General features: G+C 59.7%; 15 protein-coding genes. 1 reads left to right on the forward strand and 14 read right to left on the reverse strand.

Annotation, left to right across the window (positions count from 1 at the left end; all coding sequences use genetic code 11):
• Nucleotides 1–44: 44 nt before the first annotated feature.
• The 14 genes from ccsB to ADB08_RS08280 all read right to left on the reverse strand — a co-directional run bounded on the left by ccsB (nt 45) and on the right by ADB08_RS08280 (nt 16,098).
• The gene (gene ccsB / locus ADB08_RS08215) at nt 45–1,055 is read right to left on the reverse strand and encodes a c-type cytochrome biogenesis protein CcsB (protein WP_016421998.1); all 1,011 of its coding nucleotides are present in this window, start codon (nt 1,053–1,055) and stop codon (nt 45–47) included.
• 172 nt (nt 1,056–1,227) lie between these two features.
• Nucleotides 1,228–2,916: a cytochrome c biogenesis protein ResB gene (resB, locus tag ADB08_RS08220; protein ID WP_016421997.1), complete on the reverse strand. Its 1,689-nt coding sequence runs from the start codon at nt 2,914–2,916 to the stop codon at nt 1,228–1,230.
• Between the two features lie 14 nt (nt 2,917–2,930).
• Nucleotides 2,931–3,791 (reverse strand): cytochrome c biogenesis CcdA family protein, encoded by an 861-nt coding sequence (locus tag ADB08_RS08225; RefSeq protein WP_042389096.1) that lies wholly within the window; start codon nt 3,789–3,791, stop codon nt 2,931–2,933.
• 23 nt (nt 3,792–3,814) lie between these two features.
• Complete coding sequence (locus ADB08_RS08230; protein WP_016421995.1) at nt 3,815–4,429, reverse strand: TlpA disulfide reductase family protein; 615 nt, start codon at nt 4,427–4,429, stop codon at nt 3,815–3,817.
• A gap of 55 nt (nt 4,430–4,484) precedes the next feature.
• Entirely contained in the window at nt 4,485–5,195 is a 711-nt protein-coding gene (locus ADB08_RS08235) for a histidine phosphatase family protein (RefSeq protein WP_016421994.1), read from the reverse strand.
• A gap of 7 nt (nt 5,196–5,202) precedes the next feature.
• On the reverse strand, nt 5,203–6,549 hold the full coding sequence (gene hemL, locus ADB08_RS08240) for a glutamate-1-semialdehyde 2,1-aminomutase (RefSeq protein ID WP_016421993.1): 1,347 nt from the start codon (nt 6,547–6,549) through the stop codon (nt 5,203–5,205).
• A gap of 35 nt (nt 6,550–6,584) precedes the next feature.
• A complete protein-coding gene (locus ADB08_RS08245) occupies nt 6,585–9,176 on the reverse strand; it encodes a heavy metal translocating P-type ATPase (RefSeq protein WP_016421992.1) in 2,592 nt (863 codons plus the stop codon).
• Nucleotides 9,177–9,195: 19 nt separating this feature from the next.
• On the reverse strand, nt 9,196–9,576 hold the full coding sequence (locus tag ADB08_RS08250; protein ID WP_016421991.1) for a hypothetical protein: 381 nt from the start codon (nt 9,574–9,576) through the stop codon (nt 9,196–9,198).
• The gene (locus ADB08_RS08255) at nt 9,573–10,217 is read right to left on the reverse strand and encodes a hypothetical protein (RefSeq protein ID WP_016421990.1); all 645 of its coding nucleotides are present in this window, start codon (nt 10,215–10,217) and stop codon (nt 9,573–9,575) included. Before ADB08_RS08255 ends, ADB08_RS08250 begins: the two co-directional genes overlap by 4 nt.
• Nucleotides 10,218–10,262: 45 nt before the next feature.
• Nucleotides 10,263–11,321 (reverse strand): porphobilinogen synthase, encoded by a 1,059-nt coding sequence (gene hemB, locus ADB08_RS08260; protein ID WP_049172406.1) that lies wholly within the window; start codon nt 11,319–11,321, stop codon nt 10,263–10,265.
• Between the two features lie 47 nt (nt 11,322–11,368).
• Nucleotides 11,369–13,036, reverse strand: a complete 1,668-nt coding sequence (locus ADB08_RS08265) for a uroporphyrinogen-III synthase (RefSeq protein WP_016421988.1) — start codon at nt 13,034–13,036, stop codon at nt 11,369–11,371.
• Nucleotides 13,037–13,240: 204 nt separating this feature from the next.
• Nucleotides 13,241–14,173, reverse strand: a complete 933-nt coding sequence (gene hemC, locus ADB08_RS08270) for a hydroxymethylbilane synthase (protein ID WP_016421987.1) — start codon at nt 14,171–14,173, stop codon at nt 13,241–13,243.
• 15 nt (nt 14,174–14,188) lie between these two features.
• On the reverse strand, nt 14,189–15,631 hold the full coding sequence (locus ADB08_RS08275) for a glutamyl-tRNA reductase (protein ID WP_049172363.1): 1,443 nt from the start codon (nt 15,629–15,631) through the stop codon (nt 14,189–14,191).
• Between the two features lie 224 nt (nt 15,632–15,855).
• Nucleotides 15,856–16,098, reverse strand: coding sequence for a glutaredoxin family protein (locus ADB08_RS08280; RefSeq protein ID WP_038627544.1), 243 nt, complete (start codon nt 16,096–16,098; stop codon nt 15,856–15,858).
• Nucleotides 16,099–16,264: 166 nt separating this feature from the next.
• On the opposite strand from ADB08_RS08280, the gene ADB08_RS08285 reads away from it, so the two are divergent.
• Nucleotides 16,265–17,389: an HAD family hydrolase gene (locus tag ADB08_RS08285; RefSeq protein WP_049172365.1), complete on the forward strand. Its 1,125-nt coding sequence runs from the start codon at nt 16,265–16,267 to the stop codon at nt 17,387–17,389.
• Nucleotides 17,390–17,541 lie beyond the last annotated feature (152 nt).

Consider the following 17,541-nt stretch of genomic DNA (forward strand, 5'->3'; position numbering starts at 1 on the left):
TTCTAGTTCACCCGGCGATGCCGGCTTTGTACAAGTGTGAAGACTTAGTTCAGACCAGCGTAGGAGTGCAGGCCCGAAACCACCTGGTTGATGAAGAAGAGGTTGAACACCATGGTGGCAAAACCGAAGATGTTGATCCACGCGGCCTTGGTATTACGCCAACCCGAAGTCGCGCGAGCGTGCAGGTACAGGGCGTAGATAATCCAGGTAATCAGCGCCGTGGTCTCCTTCGGGTCCCAGCCCCAGTAACGACCCCATGCGGACTCGGCCCAGATAGCGCCCAGCACAATGCCCAGACCGAACAGTGGGAAGGACCAAATAGCGGTGCGGTAAGCAATCGCATCCAGCTTTTGAGCATCCGGCAGCGGCGCGACCAGTTTGCCCAGGAAGCCCTTTTCCTTGCCCTCGCGGTTGTACATCCGCAGCATGTAGAGAATCGAGGCAACACCGGAAATCAGTGCGATACTGCACCCGATAGAAATAATCGAGACGTGAACCGGAATCCAAATCGACTGCAGTGCCGGCACCACCGGAGCAGCCTCAACATATAGGTTCTTACCACCGTAAAACATCAGCGCCAGAATCGGAGCCAACAGCCACGGCCAGAACACACGCATGGTTTCACGATGCAGTACGCCAGCTGCAATTGCCATAGCAAAGAGGATTGAAACTGATACGTACTCGTAGAGGTTGCCCCACGGGAAACGCTGCACGGCCAGGCCACGCAGCAGCACCGATGCAAAGTGCACGGCCACCCCGACGTAAATCAGCATTTCCGTCACAACGCCGAGTCGGTTCGTCAGCACCTGGTTCTTAGGCTCGCTTGCCGACGACTTCGTCGCCGACTCCCCAGAGTCAGCAACACTAGCGGTGGTAGCTCCCTCACCCGCACCGGCGGCTACCAGCTCGCGTTCCGCAACCTGGCTTTTCGCTTCAGCGGCCGCGATACGACGACTGTAGTAGGCAATGGAAATAACAAAGGCCACAAGATAAAAGGCGAAGGCCGTGAAGTACGACCAGTCCGAAAACTGCGCCAGTGTCTTATTGACGAGCATGTACTTGGCTCCAAAGTGTGGAATTAGCGGAATACTTCTTCAAACCCTAGTACTAAAGCAGGACTAAGCAAAAGGGGACCGGGGACACGGGGGACGCAAAAATGCGCGGAGGCGCAATTCTCGCCCCCGCGCATTCACCCTGCAGTAATGATGGACCAGACTTAGTGGTCAGTTAGCTTTTGTCCTTGTCGTCCGCGCTCTCGTCGGTCGCAGCATTGTTGTCAGCAGCATCCTCGTCATCACTGTCACGTTCCAGGATGTCATCTACGATGTACTGGAACTCCTCGCCCCAACCTGCCTTGTCGGTGCGGGCAAGGCCACCGAACTCAACGCGAGTGCGGCCATCTTCCAGCGGGAACATGCGCACCCAAACACGTCGGCGCTTAATGCCCAACGAAAGAACCATGCCCGCCAGTGCGGCCACAGTTGCCACCAGCACCCAGAACTGCGTGGGATCGTGCGAAACCTGCAAGTTGACGAATTCCTTCGCACCGAGGAATTCAATCTTGGTGCCGTCGGCAAGCTCGGTGGATTCGCCCTGCTTGAGGTTGACGCGGGCTTCCTTAGCCAGCTGACCCGAGTGCATCAGATCGCGGTCGAGGGAAAACAGCCCCTGCGAACGACCGGTGTCCAAGCCCGCGTCGCCGCGGTAGATGTCGACAGCCACGGCCGGGTCTTGCATCGCCGGGTAAGAGGACTGCAGCAGAGCACCCTTTTCACCAGTAAACTCCGCGGTCGGAGCGAACAGTCCCTCGATTGCAATCTGGTTCTGGCGGCGCTCGAACAAGTCCGGGTACATGCCTGCTGGTGGGTCGAAGCGCAGCGCACCAGAGGACAGGAAGAAGGTCGGATCATCCGGACGGAACTGGACAATCGACGTACGCGACTCGCCATTCGGCCAGGTCACCTTAAAGGCCGGGGCAAAGCCGTGCCCCTGCAGGTACACACGGTCACCGGCGACGCGCAGCGGATGGTTGACCTGCAGCGTGGTCTTTTCCCACTCATCGACCGGCTTGCGCATATCCTCTTCTTCTGCGAATCGGATATGAGAGGTAAACATCTTGGCCTGACCGTTCGGCAGGTAATCGGCGAAGAAGTCATCGACCTGAATACAGAACGGGTTCAGAGTTGTACCGTCGAAGGTGTTGCCAGCACGCAGCGAGTCATAGTTCGCAGCAGCGGTGTTACAGAACGGAACGCCCACCGCGCTATTGACGTTGTCGTCAGAAATCTCGGTGCCGGTGTTGGTCAGCAAAATGACCTGACCCTCGTAATAGATCATGCGGCCCAAGCCGACGATGATAATCAGCAGCGCAATGCCCAGGTGGAACACCAGGTTGCCAAACTCACGCAGGTATCCCTTCTCCGCGGAAAAGGATCGTGCCCCAGCGCGATCTTCATCTGCTGGAGTCTCGGTCAACGCCCACTTGTTCAGGCGCTCACGCACCCGCTTAGAAACTTCATCCGCAGAGGCATCGACCACGGCTTCGTCGTGAAGCGGAAGACGCGCCAACCGTTTCGGCGCCTTGGCCGGTGGCGTCTTCATGGCCTTGTAGTGGTCGATGGTGCGCGGAATAATGCAGCCAACCAGGGAAATCAGCAGCAATGCCACGATGGCGACGAACCAGACGGACGAGAAGACATCGAAAAGCTGCAGCTTATCCATGATCTCGGCGGTCTTGCCGTTGGCGGCTAGATACTGGTCGACCTTGTCCTTATTCAGCGAGCGCTGTGGCAACAGGGCGCCCGGAACCGCTGCGAAAGCGAGGATGAACAGCAGAATCAGCGCTGTGCGCATGCTGGTCAACCAGTTCCAGACCTGCTGGAAGGGCTGTCGTACCTTATTCCAATTCACCGACATCGAAAAATCTTTCACTAAATTGGCGTTACCGTATCAGTAATAAAAGCGGCCTGAACCCAGGCAACAAAAACATCCCACAGTCCCGTGACCAGGGCAATTCCGACCAGCACCAGCGCCACACCACCGATGAGCTGAATAGTTCGCGAGTGCTTACGCAGGAAGTCCACTCCACGCATCGCGCGTGCCGACCCCAGCGCCACCAAAATGAACGGCAGCCCCAGCCCCAGGCAGTAAGCGATAATCAGCGCCACTCCCCTGGCCGCGGTCATACCCTGCGTGCCCGCGGACACCGAAATAATTGCAGTCAGCGTCGGGCCCAGACACGGCGTCCACCCCAGCGCGAACACCGCGCCAAGCAGTGGCGCTCCCAGCCACGTGGTCCAGCGCTTCGGCGCCATGCGGGTGTCCTTCTGCAGCGCCGGCACCATGCCCATGAAGGCGAGTCCCATCACGATGGTCACCACGCCACCGACAATCGTCAGCGTGCGCGCCTGCAGACGCAGCGTGGACACGAGCCCGAAAATTGAGGCCGACCCCAGCACGAAAATGACAGTGAAGCCCAGCACGAACAGCAACGCAGCCAGGCCGACGCGGGCAGTTGCGGAACGCTTGCCACGCCCTCCATCGCCGTCACGCTTATCGACGGCGGTTGCGTCCGCAGTGCCCGTCGTCAAGCCCTGGCCCTGCGCCCCCGATGCTCCGGAAATACCGGTGAGATACGAGACGTAACCGGGCACGAGCGGAATGACGCACGGGCTGGCAAACGAGACGAGACCAGCCAGCGCAGCAGCGAGCAGGCCTAATAGGATGGGACCGCCGGTGGCGGCGTCGGCGAACTGCTGGCCGATGCCATCGGCAAGATAAATCGTGTCCATGGCAAGAGTTCCCATGCTGGGGCCTAGCCCTCCGCCTTCACTTCATTAACAGCCTTCATCAGCATGGTGTGATCGACCTCGCGGAGGAAGACCTTGGCCGGGCGGTGCTGCTTGTCCAGAATGATGGTTGTCGGAATCACCGAAGCCGGGATGCCGCCGAGTGCGCTGGCGTTGACGAAGGCCGGGTCATAGATGGACGGGTAGGTGATGCCGTTGTCCTTCACAAAGTCGATGGGAGCCTGGCGGACATTGTCGCGGACGTTGATGCCGAGAACGGTGCCGATACCTTGCTCTTCCATCTGTTCCTGGACATACTGCAGGTCATCCGATTCGGATCGGCACGGTGCGCACCACTGCCCCCAGGCGTTTAGGACCACAATCTGGTCCTTGAAGTCATCGAGGGAGATTTTCTTGTCGTCGTCCTCTAGAGAAGGACCGAACACCTTGCCGACCGGTTTGCGCTCCTCGGGTGCGTAGTCAATGATCTGCTGACCCCCTGGAGAAACAAACTCGAACTGACCGCCGACGGCAACGGCATCGTGTCCCACTGAATCTCCGGGGTTACATGCTGCGAGCGACAGAGACAGAGTTGCTGCCGCTAGCGTTGCTGCAATTCGGGACGATGAGACCTTGGCCACTTGGGGTGCCACCTTCCGGGGGTCAGTGAAACTTCAACAAAACTATTTATTCACCTTACAGGTGACCGGCCGGTTCACTGTAGCGCACGTCGACAATGGTGTCGCCGACGAAGACCAAGGAGGTCACGCTGGCCAGATCGCACTGCCTAGTTGCCGGGTTGTGGGCGAGCTTCAAGTACCGCGCACGACGCTGAGCTGCAATGATGCACAGCTGGTGTGTCACCAGCACCGCTTCCGCTCCCTCGGCGGCCTCGCGGGCTCGCTCGATGGCGTGGAACATACGGTCCGCGATCTCCTCGTAGGGCTCGCCCCAGCTGGGCACGCTCGGACGACGCAGTCGTGGCCAGTACTTCGGATTCCACAGTGCGGAGTCAATGCCCTTGATGTGCAAACCCTCAAAGGAGTTGCCAGCCTCCAGCAAATCTTCATCCAGGGTCGGCTTCATGCCGATTACCTCGGTGAAGGGCCGTGAGGTTTCCTGCGTGCGCTGCAGCGGAGAGCAGGCGAAGTAGCGGATGTCGTGGCCTTCGAAGGACGCGGCCGTGGCCGCTGCCTGACGCTGACCGCGCTCAGACAGGTGCCAGCCGGGCAGGCGACCGTAGAGAATCTTATCCGGGTTATAAACCTCGCCGTGGCGGACGAGATGTACGACCGTGGTCTTGGCGTGCTTTGTTGCACGCTTAGACGCCTGGTTTTCCGGCGGTGTCGGCTGCGATTCCTGCTGTGCTGCCTGCTGCTCGGCCTGCGAATTGGTCTTGTTCGACACGTGTCACCTACTCCGGCTTGGCGGCTGCCGCCGCCTCGGCCGCGCGGGCTGCTGCACGCTCGATGATTTCGAAGTCGGCGTCGGTCAGCGCAGCGGAGACGAACCAGGTCTCGTAGCAAGAAGCCGGCGGGTAGACACCATTGGCCAGTAGGGCGTGGAAGAAAGCCGGGTAGCGGAAAGTATCCGCTGCCTGCATCTGCTCAAAGTTATGGCCCTCGCCCTCAGCGAAGCGTGGCGAGAGCATCGTGCCCGCACGCTGAATGTGGTGGGCCACGCCCTGCTTGGTCAGGGCGTCGGACAGAATCGTGGCCAGGCGATCTGCATTGGCTGCGACGGTGTCATAGACATCCTTCGTGGCATTTTCCAGGTTGGCCAGTCCAGCTGCCATAGCGACCGGGTTACCGGAGAGTGTGCCTGCCTGGTACACCGGACCGTTCGGAGCCAAGTACTCCATGACGTCGCGGCGACCACCGAAGGCAGCTGCCGGCAGACCACCGGAGACGACCTTGCCGAAGGTGGTCAGGTCACCGGCCACACCATCAATGCCGTACCAGCCGTTGTAGGAAGCGCGGAAGCCAGTCATGACCTCATCGAGAATCAGCAGTGCGCCGTCTGCGTGGCAGACTTCCTTCAACTTCGCGTTGAAGTTGTCCTGCGGTGCGACGGTACCCATGTTGCCCGCTGCCGCCTCAGTGATGACACAGGCAATCTCGCCCGGGTTCTCAGCGAATGCGGCCTTGACGGCCTCAATGTCGTTATAAGGAACAACAATGGTGTCGGCAGCCGATGCACCGGTGACACCCGGCGAATCCGGCAGACCAAAAGTAGCGACACCGGAACCGGCCGATGCCAGCAGCGCGTCCACGTGACCGTGGTAGCAGCCGGCGAACTTGATGATCTTGGAACGGCCAGTGAAACCGCGAGCCAGGCGTACTGCGGACATAGTGGCCTCAGTGCCGGAGTTGACCAGACGCACCTCATCTACCGACGTGCGCTCAACGATGTGACGAGCCAGGTCGGTCTCAGCCGTCGTCGGAGCGCCGAAAGACAAACCGCGAGTGGCGGCGCTCTGAACGGCCTCCACCACTGCCGGGTGCGCGTGGCCCAGAATCATTGGACCCCACGAGCAGACCAAGTCCACATATTCGTTGCCATCAACATCCACGAGACGAGAGCCCGCGGCGTGGTCAATGAAACGTGGGGTGCCACCGACGGAACCGAAGGCGCGGACCGGCGAGTTCACGCCACCCGGCGTCACTGCCTGAGCCTGCGTAAAGAACTCTGCCGAACGATCGGTGAGCTCAACGTTTTCTGGGACATGAGGAGCATTAATGTCTTGAGTCACGGTGACCATCGTAGACGGCCACTCGGATGAAGGGCTACCCTGCCCTACCAACGTCCCAGCTTCACCCTGAATAGATGCTTGCGGCGAGAGGACACTCGACGGGATCGCCAGTCGATCCACAAGCTGGAGAAAATCATCAAAAGCGATGCCAGCAGCGGGTGAATCATACCGGTCATACCCAGCAGGATGACCGCAACGTTGTAGAACCACGCAAAGTAGATGTTGGAGTCCATCATCCGCACCACAGCACGTGCGATTTCAATGGCCTCCGGAATCGACAACACGTTGTTACGCAGTGCCACGACATCGGCGTAATCAACATCAAGATTCTGATTGCCTTCGGTGTTGTCCATCAAAACACCCACGTCAGCGGCACGCAGAGAGTCCCGGATGTCCTTGTCGCCAACCATCACGACAGTCTCGCCGTCACTGTGGACCGAACGCACCGCAATGGCCTTGCGGGAGGCAATGATGCCCGCGAATACTCGTGAGATATTCAGCCGGTCAGCAAAACGACGGGCTACTGGATACGGATCTCGCGTGATCATCATGGTGTCCACGCCCATATCCTCAAGCTGGTCAATGCTCTCGACCGCATCGGGCTTAATGTCCTCACCAATGGTGATGACACCACGGACCTTGCCACGCCACGACACCACCATCGGAGTACCGCCACTGAGCGCAGCCACGGCCATTTTCTCGCTGAGTGCAGTGAGATCACGCGGACGCCAAACACGCCCCTCAACAAAGCGCATCTCCAACTTGTCGTCCGAGTCCTTCACCGGGATCTCTACCTGGCCAACGAACGCACCGTCTTCCGCAATTGCGACGTGTACAGTCTCAATCCAGTGCGGCACCTCGCCACCGCCGGAACCGGCGTCGCGGGATACACGGCACGCGCGCACGATTGCCGCTGATGCCGGGTGGTTGCTCTCCATCATGAGAGCGCCCGCCACACGCAGAACCAGATCCGGATTTTCATTGCGCTCAGCGGCGACACCGAGCACGTGGGTGTCACCCTCGGTCAGCGTTCCAACTCGGTTAAAAATCACCACATCGGCAGCGGCCAGCTTTCGGAAAGTCTCATTGCCACGAATCAAGATTCCGTTACTAGCACCGGCCAGAATCCCGATGCGCTGCACGGTCGACGTAGACATTGCCAATGCCACCGGCGCGATGCCCGAGAGCATAGCCAGCGCCACCGCGAGGGCACCGCTCATCGTGCCAGTCGCCAGCCACCAGCCGCAAAAAGCCACGCCCGCCAACGACAGCGTCCATGGCACCAGCTCTGATGCCGAGTGCACTGCGGTCTGGTGCATCACCGTTTCTTCTCGAACCGCTTGACGAAGCCAGCGCGCTATCGATGACGCCCGGGTCTTGAAACCGGTGCGTTCCACGCGCACCTTGAGCTCCGAATCCAGGTTGATTGCACCGGCCCAAACCTTGGAATTGACCTTGACCTTCTGCGGTTCAACGCCGATACCGAGTAGCTGCGCATCCATCGTGGACGCACCACCGATGACTGAGCCATCAACCGGAATCACCGAGTGCGGTGGAACCACGATGTCATCACCGATATTGAGCTCCGCGACCGTCACCTCCACCCGTTTCGGCTCCGCGGATTTAGCGCTCTTGCGCACGACTGTCACGTTTCGCTCAGCTGGAATGCGCAGGTTGCGCAAGATTTGTCCAGTACGCACCTTGTTGTAGCGCGTAAACATGCGACCTGTTAGCAACAGCACAGTCAGGCCGCACGCAACGTCGAAAAACACCTCTGCCGAGGCGCTTTCCCGGTAGTTGAAAGCAAACCAAGTGGGCGCAGTGGTATATCCAATCTGTCCCGCGGGACCAAAGATAAGCTGCGCTAGCGACCACAGCCACGCCAGCAGGATGGCAATGGAGCTCGCCCCATCCAGCGCCGACATCCGCCGACGCAGGGACGCCGCCATTGCCCGGTGGAACGGCCAACCACCCCACCACACCACAATCGTGGTCAGCACAAGACACATCCACTGCCAACCCGGGAACTGCCAGTTGACGTTCAACGACGTCACCAGCACCGGAATCGATAGGAACAGGCTTCCCCAAAAGCGTTGCTTGGTCACCAGTTCACGCGCCGTGAACAGTACTTCCGCGCCACCGCCGCTTCGGCGCAAGGCCGCTTCACGACGGCGAATGCGCTCCTCCTCATTCTGTTGAGCGGCAGCCGGAACAGCGGGACGGCGATGTTGTGACACATCCAGCCGAGTTGCACGACGCCGAAGCGTGCTGCGCGTGAGGTACGACTCGACCCCAATTTCGCGGAGAGCTTCGATGAACTGATTCGGATCGATGGTATCGGGCGCGGTAATCCACGCGCGTCCGGGCTTGTAGACCACAGAGGCGGTCACATCTGGAAAGGATTCCAAAACATGCTCAGCACGCTCAGCGCTCTCGGCGTTTTCCAAGTTCTCCAGGATGAGTGCGAAAGCTGTGTTGGACTGGCCTCTGCGGTGTGCAAGCCGCTGATGGGCACTTTCTTCGTCGATGTCCTGACGGCTTCGTGGCAATGCCTTACGAGCAGCGACCTTGGCATCCACAATCGCTTGTTCAACGCGATTGTCCAGAGAGAAATCAAACTCACCGGTGTCACTCATGGCCTTTGAAACTTTCCGTCTAATCCTGTGGCTGGTTGGCGCGCGTGAGCGCTAATTCACGATAGAGCAACAGTAGTCCACACGCCATCGCCAGGCTGGGCGCGATAACCCATACAGTCAGCGCTCCAGCCATAATGGCAAAGAACATGGCGAGAGCCGTGATAATCACCATGATGAGCAGGCAGTTCCGGGAGAGTTTGAACTCAGTGGCCGTCGGCAAGCAGCCGCTACCAATAAGCGAGCAGACCAGCGTCACACCGGCGACGATGTAGATATCGCGGCCAACGGCGGCGGGAGCCTGCGAATAGTCGCCGGTGACCAGTATCAAGCTCAGGACAATCTGGGCGATGAGCGCGACGAAGAGCACCCACTGCCAGGGCCGACTCGGCAGGGACATCATCGCTTGGACTCCTCAGGCTGCTTGGATTGCTTGGGCTGTGACTGGCCCAGCTGCTGTTGCCGCTTTGGATCAGCGCCATGCTTCGACGCTCTCGGCAGATGCGATTCCGGAGCGGACGGGGTCCACGGTTTCGACGGGCGCTGATGATCGAAGTAGTCCTTGGATTCCTTCGAAGCGGCGAGCACTAGACCCGCTACCGCGGCAGTGGCCGAGGCGATTCGCACAATTCCGCTGATAAGAACGAGGGATGCCGGCACTCCCGATTCTGAAGCCGTAGAAGAGAAGAAGGACATCAGCGCCGACAGTGCCAGGTAAAGCGAGCCGATAACCAGCACGGTGCGAGCACCTTCGCTCCCCTTGCGCATTCGCTCGATAATGGCGAAGAACGCGATGCAAAGCCCCACTGCGAAAAAGAACGCGATAACGATAGTCGCCTTCATGGCAGCATCAATCTGGCCCTCGCTGAAACCCGGGAAATTCTCCTTAGCGGTTGAGGGGCTCATCAGCATTTCCGGATGCAGCCAGTAGGTCACCGTAGCTACCGCAGCGACGAGCAGCTGCAACACGGCCGTAACCCGCCACGCCTGCCTAGCTCCCTCGACCTGCTCGGGAATTGCGGGCTTCTTCTCTTCTTTAGTCATCCGTCCACTTCTCGATATTTGCTACTGCACGTTCACCCGAGCGAATTAGAACTGGGCGCGCAGCTTCTTCGCCAAGTCCACCGCTGCGTAGGTCAAAATCTGCTCCGCACCGGCACGGCGAATGCTCAGTACTGCCTCCATCATCGCAGCATCCAGGTCAATCCACCCGTTGGCGGCAGCGGCGTGAATCATCGCGTACTCACCAGAGACCTGGTAGGCGGCAACCGGCACCGGCGACATATCCGCGACCTCGCGCAGAATGTCCAGGTAGCTCATGGCCGGCTTGACCATCACCATGTCCGCACCTTCGTCAACGTCGAGCTGCACTTCAAGCAGGGACTCACGACGGTTTGCAGGATCCTGCTGGTAGGTACGGCGATCACCCTGCAGCGAGCTGCCCACAGCTTCACGGAATGGACCGTAGAAGGCGGAGGCGTACTTTGCCGAGTACGCCATGATGGAGACATCCTCATGGCCAGCGGCATCCAAGCCCTCGCGAATTGCGGCAATCTGGCCGTCCATCATGCCCGAAGGGGACACGATATGGGCACCGGCGTCGGCCTGCGCAACGGCCATCTTGATGTAGTTAATCAGCGTGCGGTCATTCTCAACGACCGTGTTGCCGAAGCGGTCCTTGCCCAGCACACCACAGTGGCCGTGGTCAGTGAACTCATCCAGGCAGGTGTCGGCCATAATCAAAATGTCATTCCCGAACTCGTCGCGGAGACGACGCAGGGCACGGTTGAGTACGCCCTCCGGATTCCAGGACTCAGAGCCCTCGCCGTCCTTGTCCGCATCCAGCGGGACACCGAAGAGGTCAACTGCCGAGATACCTGCCTCAACAGCCTCGCGCACAGCTTCTACCAGGGAGTCCTCGGTATGCTGCACTACCCCGGGCAGGGAGCTGATTGGCTTCGGCTCATCAATCCCATCTGCAACAAACATGGGCAGGATGAGATTTTTCGGAGTCAGTGTCGTCTCCGCCGTCATCGCACGCATCACCGGGTTGGTGCGCAGCCTGCGTGGGCGACGAATCGGGAGAGGAAATCCAAACTGTTCGAGATCGATTTCGCGGGATGATTCAGAAGCTCCAGATGTAGTCATAAAGACAACCTTAATCAAAACGCGAACTCGCTCCGGTACGCCCCTGCTCAGTCCTTGGTTTTACGCGAACGACGGCGCTTCTTGCGCGGTGGTGGCAGCTGCCCTGCCGCCCGCAGTTGCGCAACATGCTCTGCCAGCGCATCCACCAGCTCCGGGATGCTTGCGCGCTCCGGCACGACATCTACCCGCAGGCCGTACTCGCGAGCCGTGGCTGCGGCCATCGGCCCGATGCAGGCAATGATGGTGCGAGCATGCGGCTTACCCGCGATGCCGACCAGGTTCTTCACCGTCGACCCCGAGGTGAAGCACACTGCGTCGAAGCCACCGGACTTAATCATGTCGCGGATATCCGCACTCGGTGGCGCTGCCCGCACGGTACGGTAAGCGACCACATCATCAACTTCCCAGCCCAGGTCAATCAGACCGTCGACAAGCACATCGGTGCCGATATCGGCGCGCGGCAGCAGCACGCGGTTGACCGGATCGAGATCCTCGATGTACTCCGGGAACACGTCGACAATGCCCGCGGCATTTTGACGAGTGTCATCCGGAAGCAGCTCCGGAGTGATGCCGAGATCGCGGATGGCAGCGGCGGTGCGATGGCCGACGGCTGCGATGCGGACCCCAGCGAAGGAGCGCGCGTCCAAGCCGAATTCCTGGAACTTCTCCCACACTGCGGTGACGGCGTTGACGGAAGTGAAGACAACCCACTGGTAACGGCCGTCGACAAGCCCCTTGATGGCGCGTTCCATCTGCGCCGGGCTGCGCGGTGGCTCGATTGAGATGGTCGGGACCTCAATCGGGATGGCGCCGTGCGCAACGAGACGGGCACTCATCGGGCCTGCCTGCGCCTTGGCACGTGGGACCAGCACCTTCCATCCGTAGAGAGCGCGGTTTTCCCACCATGAGTACTTCGAACGATTGTCCACACCCTTGCCAAGCGTGACCACCAGCGGACCGGTCAGGTCACCCGAGAGCTGCGCCAAGGTGCCCAGCGTGACGTCGTAGGTGCGCTGCAGACGAGTCGTACCGTTGACAGTCACCGACACCGGCAACGACGACGGCAGGCCGCGTTCGCCGAGCTCAGTTGCAATGGCGGACAGGTCGTCCTGCACGGCCTGCAGTACCAGCGGCTGTGGTGCCTGGGCCAGCTCGTCCCAGTCCACATCGGCGCGACCGAGATCGGTCTCCGTGTACGTCGAGCCCAACGCGATACCGGCAAATGCCGGGACGGTGGAGGGCACGGACATGCCAGGGACAATCTGGAACTCAACATCGGCGTGCGAGACGTCGTTGATTTCGGCCAGCAGCGAATCGTTGGTCAGCGGATTGCCTGCCACCAAACGCACCACGTCATTGCCTTTAGCGGCTTCTTCGACGAGCAGGTTGGCCATCTTCTTGGGATCGTCGATAGGCGTGCGCAAATCTGCGGCGGTCGGTGGTGCCGGACGCGGCGGCTTACGACGAGACCCCTTGGCCTTGGCTGCGGCGCACATGCGCTCATACTCTTCCTCGGCTTCCTTCAGCAGCTCGGGAGGAACAGGCACATCGGTTGCGACGAGCTCTCGAACCCCCGGCATGACATCGGCGTCGACGTAGGCGATAGCGGTGTCTGCGAGAATCTCACGGGCGCGAAGCGTCAGCAGGTCGGGATTTCCAGGACCAGCGCCGACGAACAGGATGCGTCCCGTTGCTGAGGGGAGGGAGGTGTTCATCGTTGCGGAGTGATTTCTTTTCTATTGGTTGTTCACTTTTCGTGCCGATGAGTCTCTAAGGAAGAAAGCGGACATGCGCCAACGCATGTGAGGGGCAGGTGGACACCTGAATCTCACATGCGAGCACACGAAGGAAACCCTTATCCCAACGGCATGCATACAGGCCTATTAGCATAAAGGGTTTGAGCCAAATTAACTAACCGGCTACTTTTGAGATTCCCGCAGGGTATCGCCCATTACCTCATGAGCACCCCGTTCGAGCAGGGCCGCCGCAACCTTCCGGCCAAGCTCATCGGCCTTATCCACGTTTGCGGTAGCGGTCTCGAGCAACTGACGCGAACCGTCGAGTGCGAACACCCCCGCCTGCAGGGTGAGTTCACCACTGTCGCTCACGGTTGAGTAGGCCGCGACCGGAGCGGTACAGCCCGCTTCCAGCTCATTGAGTACCGCGCGCTCAGCGACAGCGCGGGCATGGGACACCGGGTGGTCAATCTTGCGCAGAATATCCACAATTTCGCGGTCAGCAGTGCGGCACTCCAGCGCCAGGGCGCCCTGAGCCGGGGCCGGTATGAGGACGTCCACGTCCAGGGATTCCGCAATCTCTCCGAGGCGACCCGTGCGCTCCAGCCCAGCGCGAGCCAGAATGACAGCGTCCAAGTCCTCAGAGACGCGCCCCATGCGGGTTTCGATGTTTCCACGCAGTGGTACAAGTTCCAGGTCGGAGCGCAGCGCACGCAACTGAGAGACACGACGCGGCGCGGAGGTACCCACACGAGCCCCCTCAGGCAGGTCCATCAGCGGCGTGGCATCGCGGGAAATCAGCGCTTCTCGCGGATCGACGCGCTCCGGCACGGCTGCGACCATCATGTCGTCTTCCGGCAGGGTCGGCAGGTCCTTAAACGAGTGCACGATAATGTCGCACACCCCCTCGCGGAGTGCATGACGCAGCGCCTGGGTGAAGACACCGATGCCAATCTTTTCCACCGGGTCGTGGCGGTTATGGTCACCGGCGGTCTTTACAATCACCAGCTCTGCAGGCTGTCCCAGCTCAATCAGTGCATCACGGACGTGACCGGCCTGTGTCGTGGCCAGTTCCGAGCCCCTGGTACCGATACGAATAGTCGCTGGGTCAGGCATGTTTCCCTCCGGGTGTTAATTTTTGGTGGTTTCAGCAACGCCTTCAATGATGGCACTACTGTCAAGACCATACTGCTCAAATCCCTGCATCCGCCCAATTCGGCCCTCTACCATGAGATCTGCGGGGATATCGGTGTCAGCATACAGGCCAGAGGGGGTGGATAGGGGCAGGTCGAAGAGCTTCTGCAGGGCAAGCGCGTAGTTGCCACCACCCTGCTGGCTAGAAAGCTTCTTGACCTGAACCGTTGGCGCGTGCAAGAGCTTATCGACGACGCGGCGAACCGTGGACTCGACCTCGCGACGTTCCTTTTGAGTAAGACCCGGTGTCTTCGCCTCCAGGCGAGCGAGCTCAGCCGCCGCCACATCCGCCGCGCGCTCACGCAGAGCGCGAACAGTCGGTGCTACCTCGCTTGCGCGCTGCGCCGTGAGGTAGGACTCCAACTCTTCGGCCACAATGTCGCGCGCTGCAGCCTCATCATCACGACCCGGAACCTCCGTGCGAGTCATCTGCAGCAATTCGATGTTGAAGAGTGCGATCCCCTCAAGCCCGGAGACATCCTCCGCGACGTCGCGAGGCATAGACAAATCGACGATGGCGAGCGGGCCGTGGTCGACAACATCTGCAGCTGAAACGACGGGAGTCATGGCCCCAGTGGCGCTGACGAGAATGTCCACATCATCGAGGACATCGGCGAAATCATGCAACGCAATAGCAGTAGCGGGGATGCCCGCTTCGATGGAGTGGTTGGCCAGGTTCTGCGCCCTGTCAACGGTGCGGTTGGCAATAATCAGACGGTCAATACCGCAGCGCCCCAGGTAGCTAGCGGCCAGCGAACTCATCGCACCGGCGCCGAGGATAAGAGCCGAACGTCCGGCCAGGATATCGGTACCCTCAGCGACGTCAACACCAGAGTTGAATCCGGGTTGCAGTGCAGCAACTGCCTCGTCGATGGCCACGGAGACCATCGAAGCACCAGCGTTATCAATCAGAGTTTCACTGTGCACGCGCTTACCCGTGTGCAGCGCCTTCTGTGCCAAGTCATGCAACATGCGACCGACTGTGCCGGCTTCGTCCGCTTCCTGGTAGGCATTGCGAATCTGACCGATAATCTGCTGTTCGCCCAGCACCATCGAGTCGAGACCAGCACACACCGAAAAAGCATGCTCCGCCGCAGCCTGTGCATACCGGACATAGAGGTGCGGCGTCAGTTCATCGAGTTCGAGCCCAGTACGACCGACAATTTCACGGACCACGGCCGATAGCCCAGAGTGGAAGCCGTTGGCCACCACGTAGTACTCAACGCGGTTACAGGTCGACAACAGCATCGCTTCACTGATTGCTTCATCCGCGATCAGACGGGCCAAAATGGCCTCTCGCTCAGTTTCACCGACAGAGACCTTTTCAAGAAGGGTCACCGGTGCAGACCGGTACGACATTCCGACGAGAAGCACACTCACCGCTCAATCACCGCTCTATTGCTCCTTCACAGTCCCCGCTACGGGCTTTTTCACACAGCTATGACTGTTAACGCTAGACAACTCTGCCATCTCGCCACAACAAAGGCATACTTTACTTAGCCTCTACCTCGATGTTCGCAGCGCTCTACTGCTTCTTTGCCGCTACTCCACATTCTGCCATGTTCCCGCAGCTCCTAGCAGTTCGGCAGAGCTGTCTCGGGAACTTATTCGACCTCCGCTATCGCTTCCAGGAGCTCATCGTCATCGATTTCCCAGCAAGCGATTTCCTCATCATTGACCAAAATCACCGGCACGCGATCGCCAAATTCCATGGCCAAGTTCGGATCGGTATCGACGTCTTCCACCTGGAACTGCGCATTTTGGTCCCGAACCAGCGGCTCAATCTGCGCAATCACGCGAGCGCACGAACCGCACGTCTTCCTACTCATCACCGTCACAGTCACCATAACGGCCAGTCTAAAGGTCGACTGTTTCGCTTTACGACGTCCCCCTCCCCGCACTTCCCCTGCAAAAGTGACCCTTCTTATCTTTGCCCCCCATCCGCTCCTTGAATCTCAGCGCGCAGCTTTGCCTAAAGAGCGGATACTATTCAACAAGAGCTTCCGATAACGGATATCAGTTGCATACACCGTGGAAAGAGATTTTCGTACCGTGAGTGAGTTCAGTGCCGTCAACCGCTCCCCCTTCCCCATCGACATGCTGGGCGACCTTGCGTCCTCGCAGGGTAACGTCCGCAATTTCCTCGAGCAGATAGTTCTCGCTCCGCTCAATGATGAAGCACAGGAGGAAGCTGGTACTGCAGCAGCCGCCAATGCGCTGGAAGCTCTCGGCGAGGTCTACGACGTCGGCGGCGAAGAACTGGCTACGGGATTTCGCAGTGTAGCGGGTGCCGAAGATGCCGCTGGCGGTGCACGTGTGCTCTCGCAGCCCATTCCAGGTGTCGAACGCGATCAAGGCGCAGCCGCTTTCTTCGATGTGGACAACACGCTTGTCCAGGGCGCATCAATCTTCCTCTTTGCCATGGGGTTGGTCGAGCGCGGGTTCATCAAGAAGCGCGATTTGGCCGGGATGATTTGGAAACAGCTTAAATTCCGAATCTCGGGCGCGGAAAACGCCGCCGACGTAGCTAAGGCCCGCGAACAGGCATTGGAGTTTTTCGCCGGCCACGATGTGGATGAAATGGTCAAACTCGGCGAAGAGATCTTTGAAGAAAAGATCAGCGACCGCGTTTACCAGGGCACCCGCGATCTGGCGGAACTGCATATCCAGGCTGGCCAAGAGGTCTGGCTGGTCACCGCCACCCCGGTGCAGCTGGCCCAGGTTATCGCTAAGCACATCGGGCTGACCGGCGCCCTCGGCACAGTCGCCGAGGTCAAAGATGGAAAGTTCACCGGCCGCCTGGTGGGCGATATCCTCCACGGCCCGGGTAAGAAGCACGCGGTAGCGGCTCTGGCGGCCTCCTCCGGGTTGGACATGTCTCGCTGCACGGCATACTCAGATTCCGCCAACGACATTCCCATGCTGTCCATGGTGGGCACCGCCGTGGCCATCAACCCGGATCGCAAATTGCGGAATTACGCCCAGAAGATGGGTTGGACTATCTACGACTACCGTCACTTCCGCTCCGTAACCTTCGCCACGATGCGGTGGCTCTCGATCGGAGCACTACTGGCAGGAGTTGTTGGGGGCGCGGGACTCGTCGGCAAGCGACTGTGGGACGCGAACAAGGAAAGCTAAGCGCTGCTAGGAGTACTCGAGGGTAGTGACCGCGTTTATGACAAAAATGGCTCGAAAAATGGCCTGAAAGTGCCATAAAATCGCACAGTTTCACATTTGCAGCCCGCGATCTTTTGCTACTTAATCCGTACTCAGCAGCTCTCCCCCCCCCC

The organism is Corynebacterium sp. 239_CJEI (assembly GCF_001055995.1).
Classification (GTDB): domain Bacteria; phylum Actinomycetota; class Actinomycetes; order Mycobacteriales; family Mycobacteriaceae; genus Corynebacterium; species Corynebacterium jeikeium_D.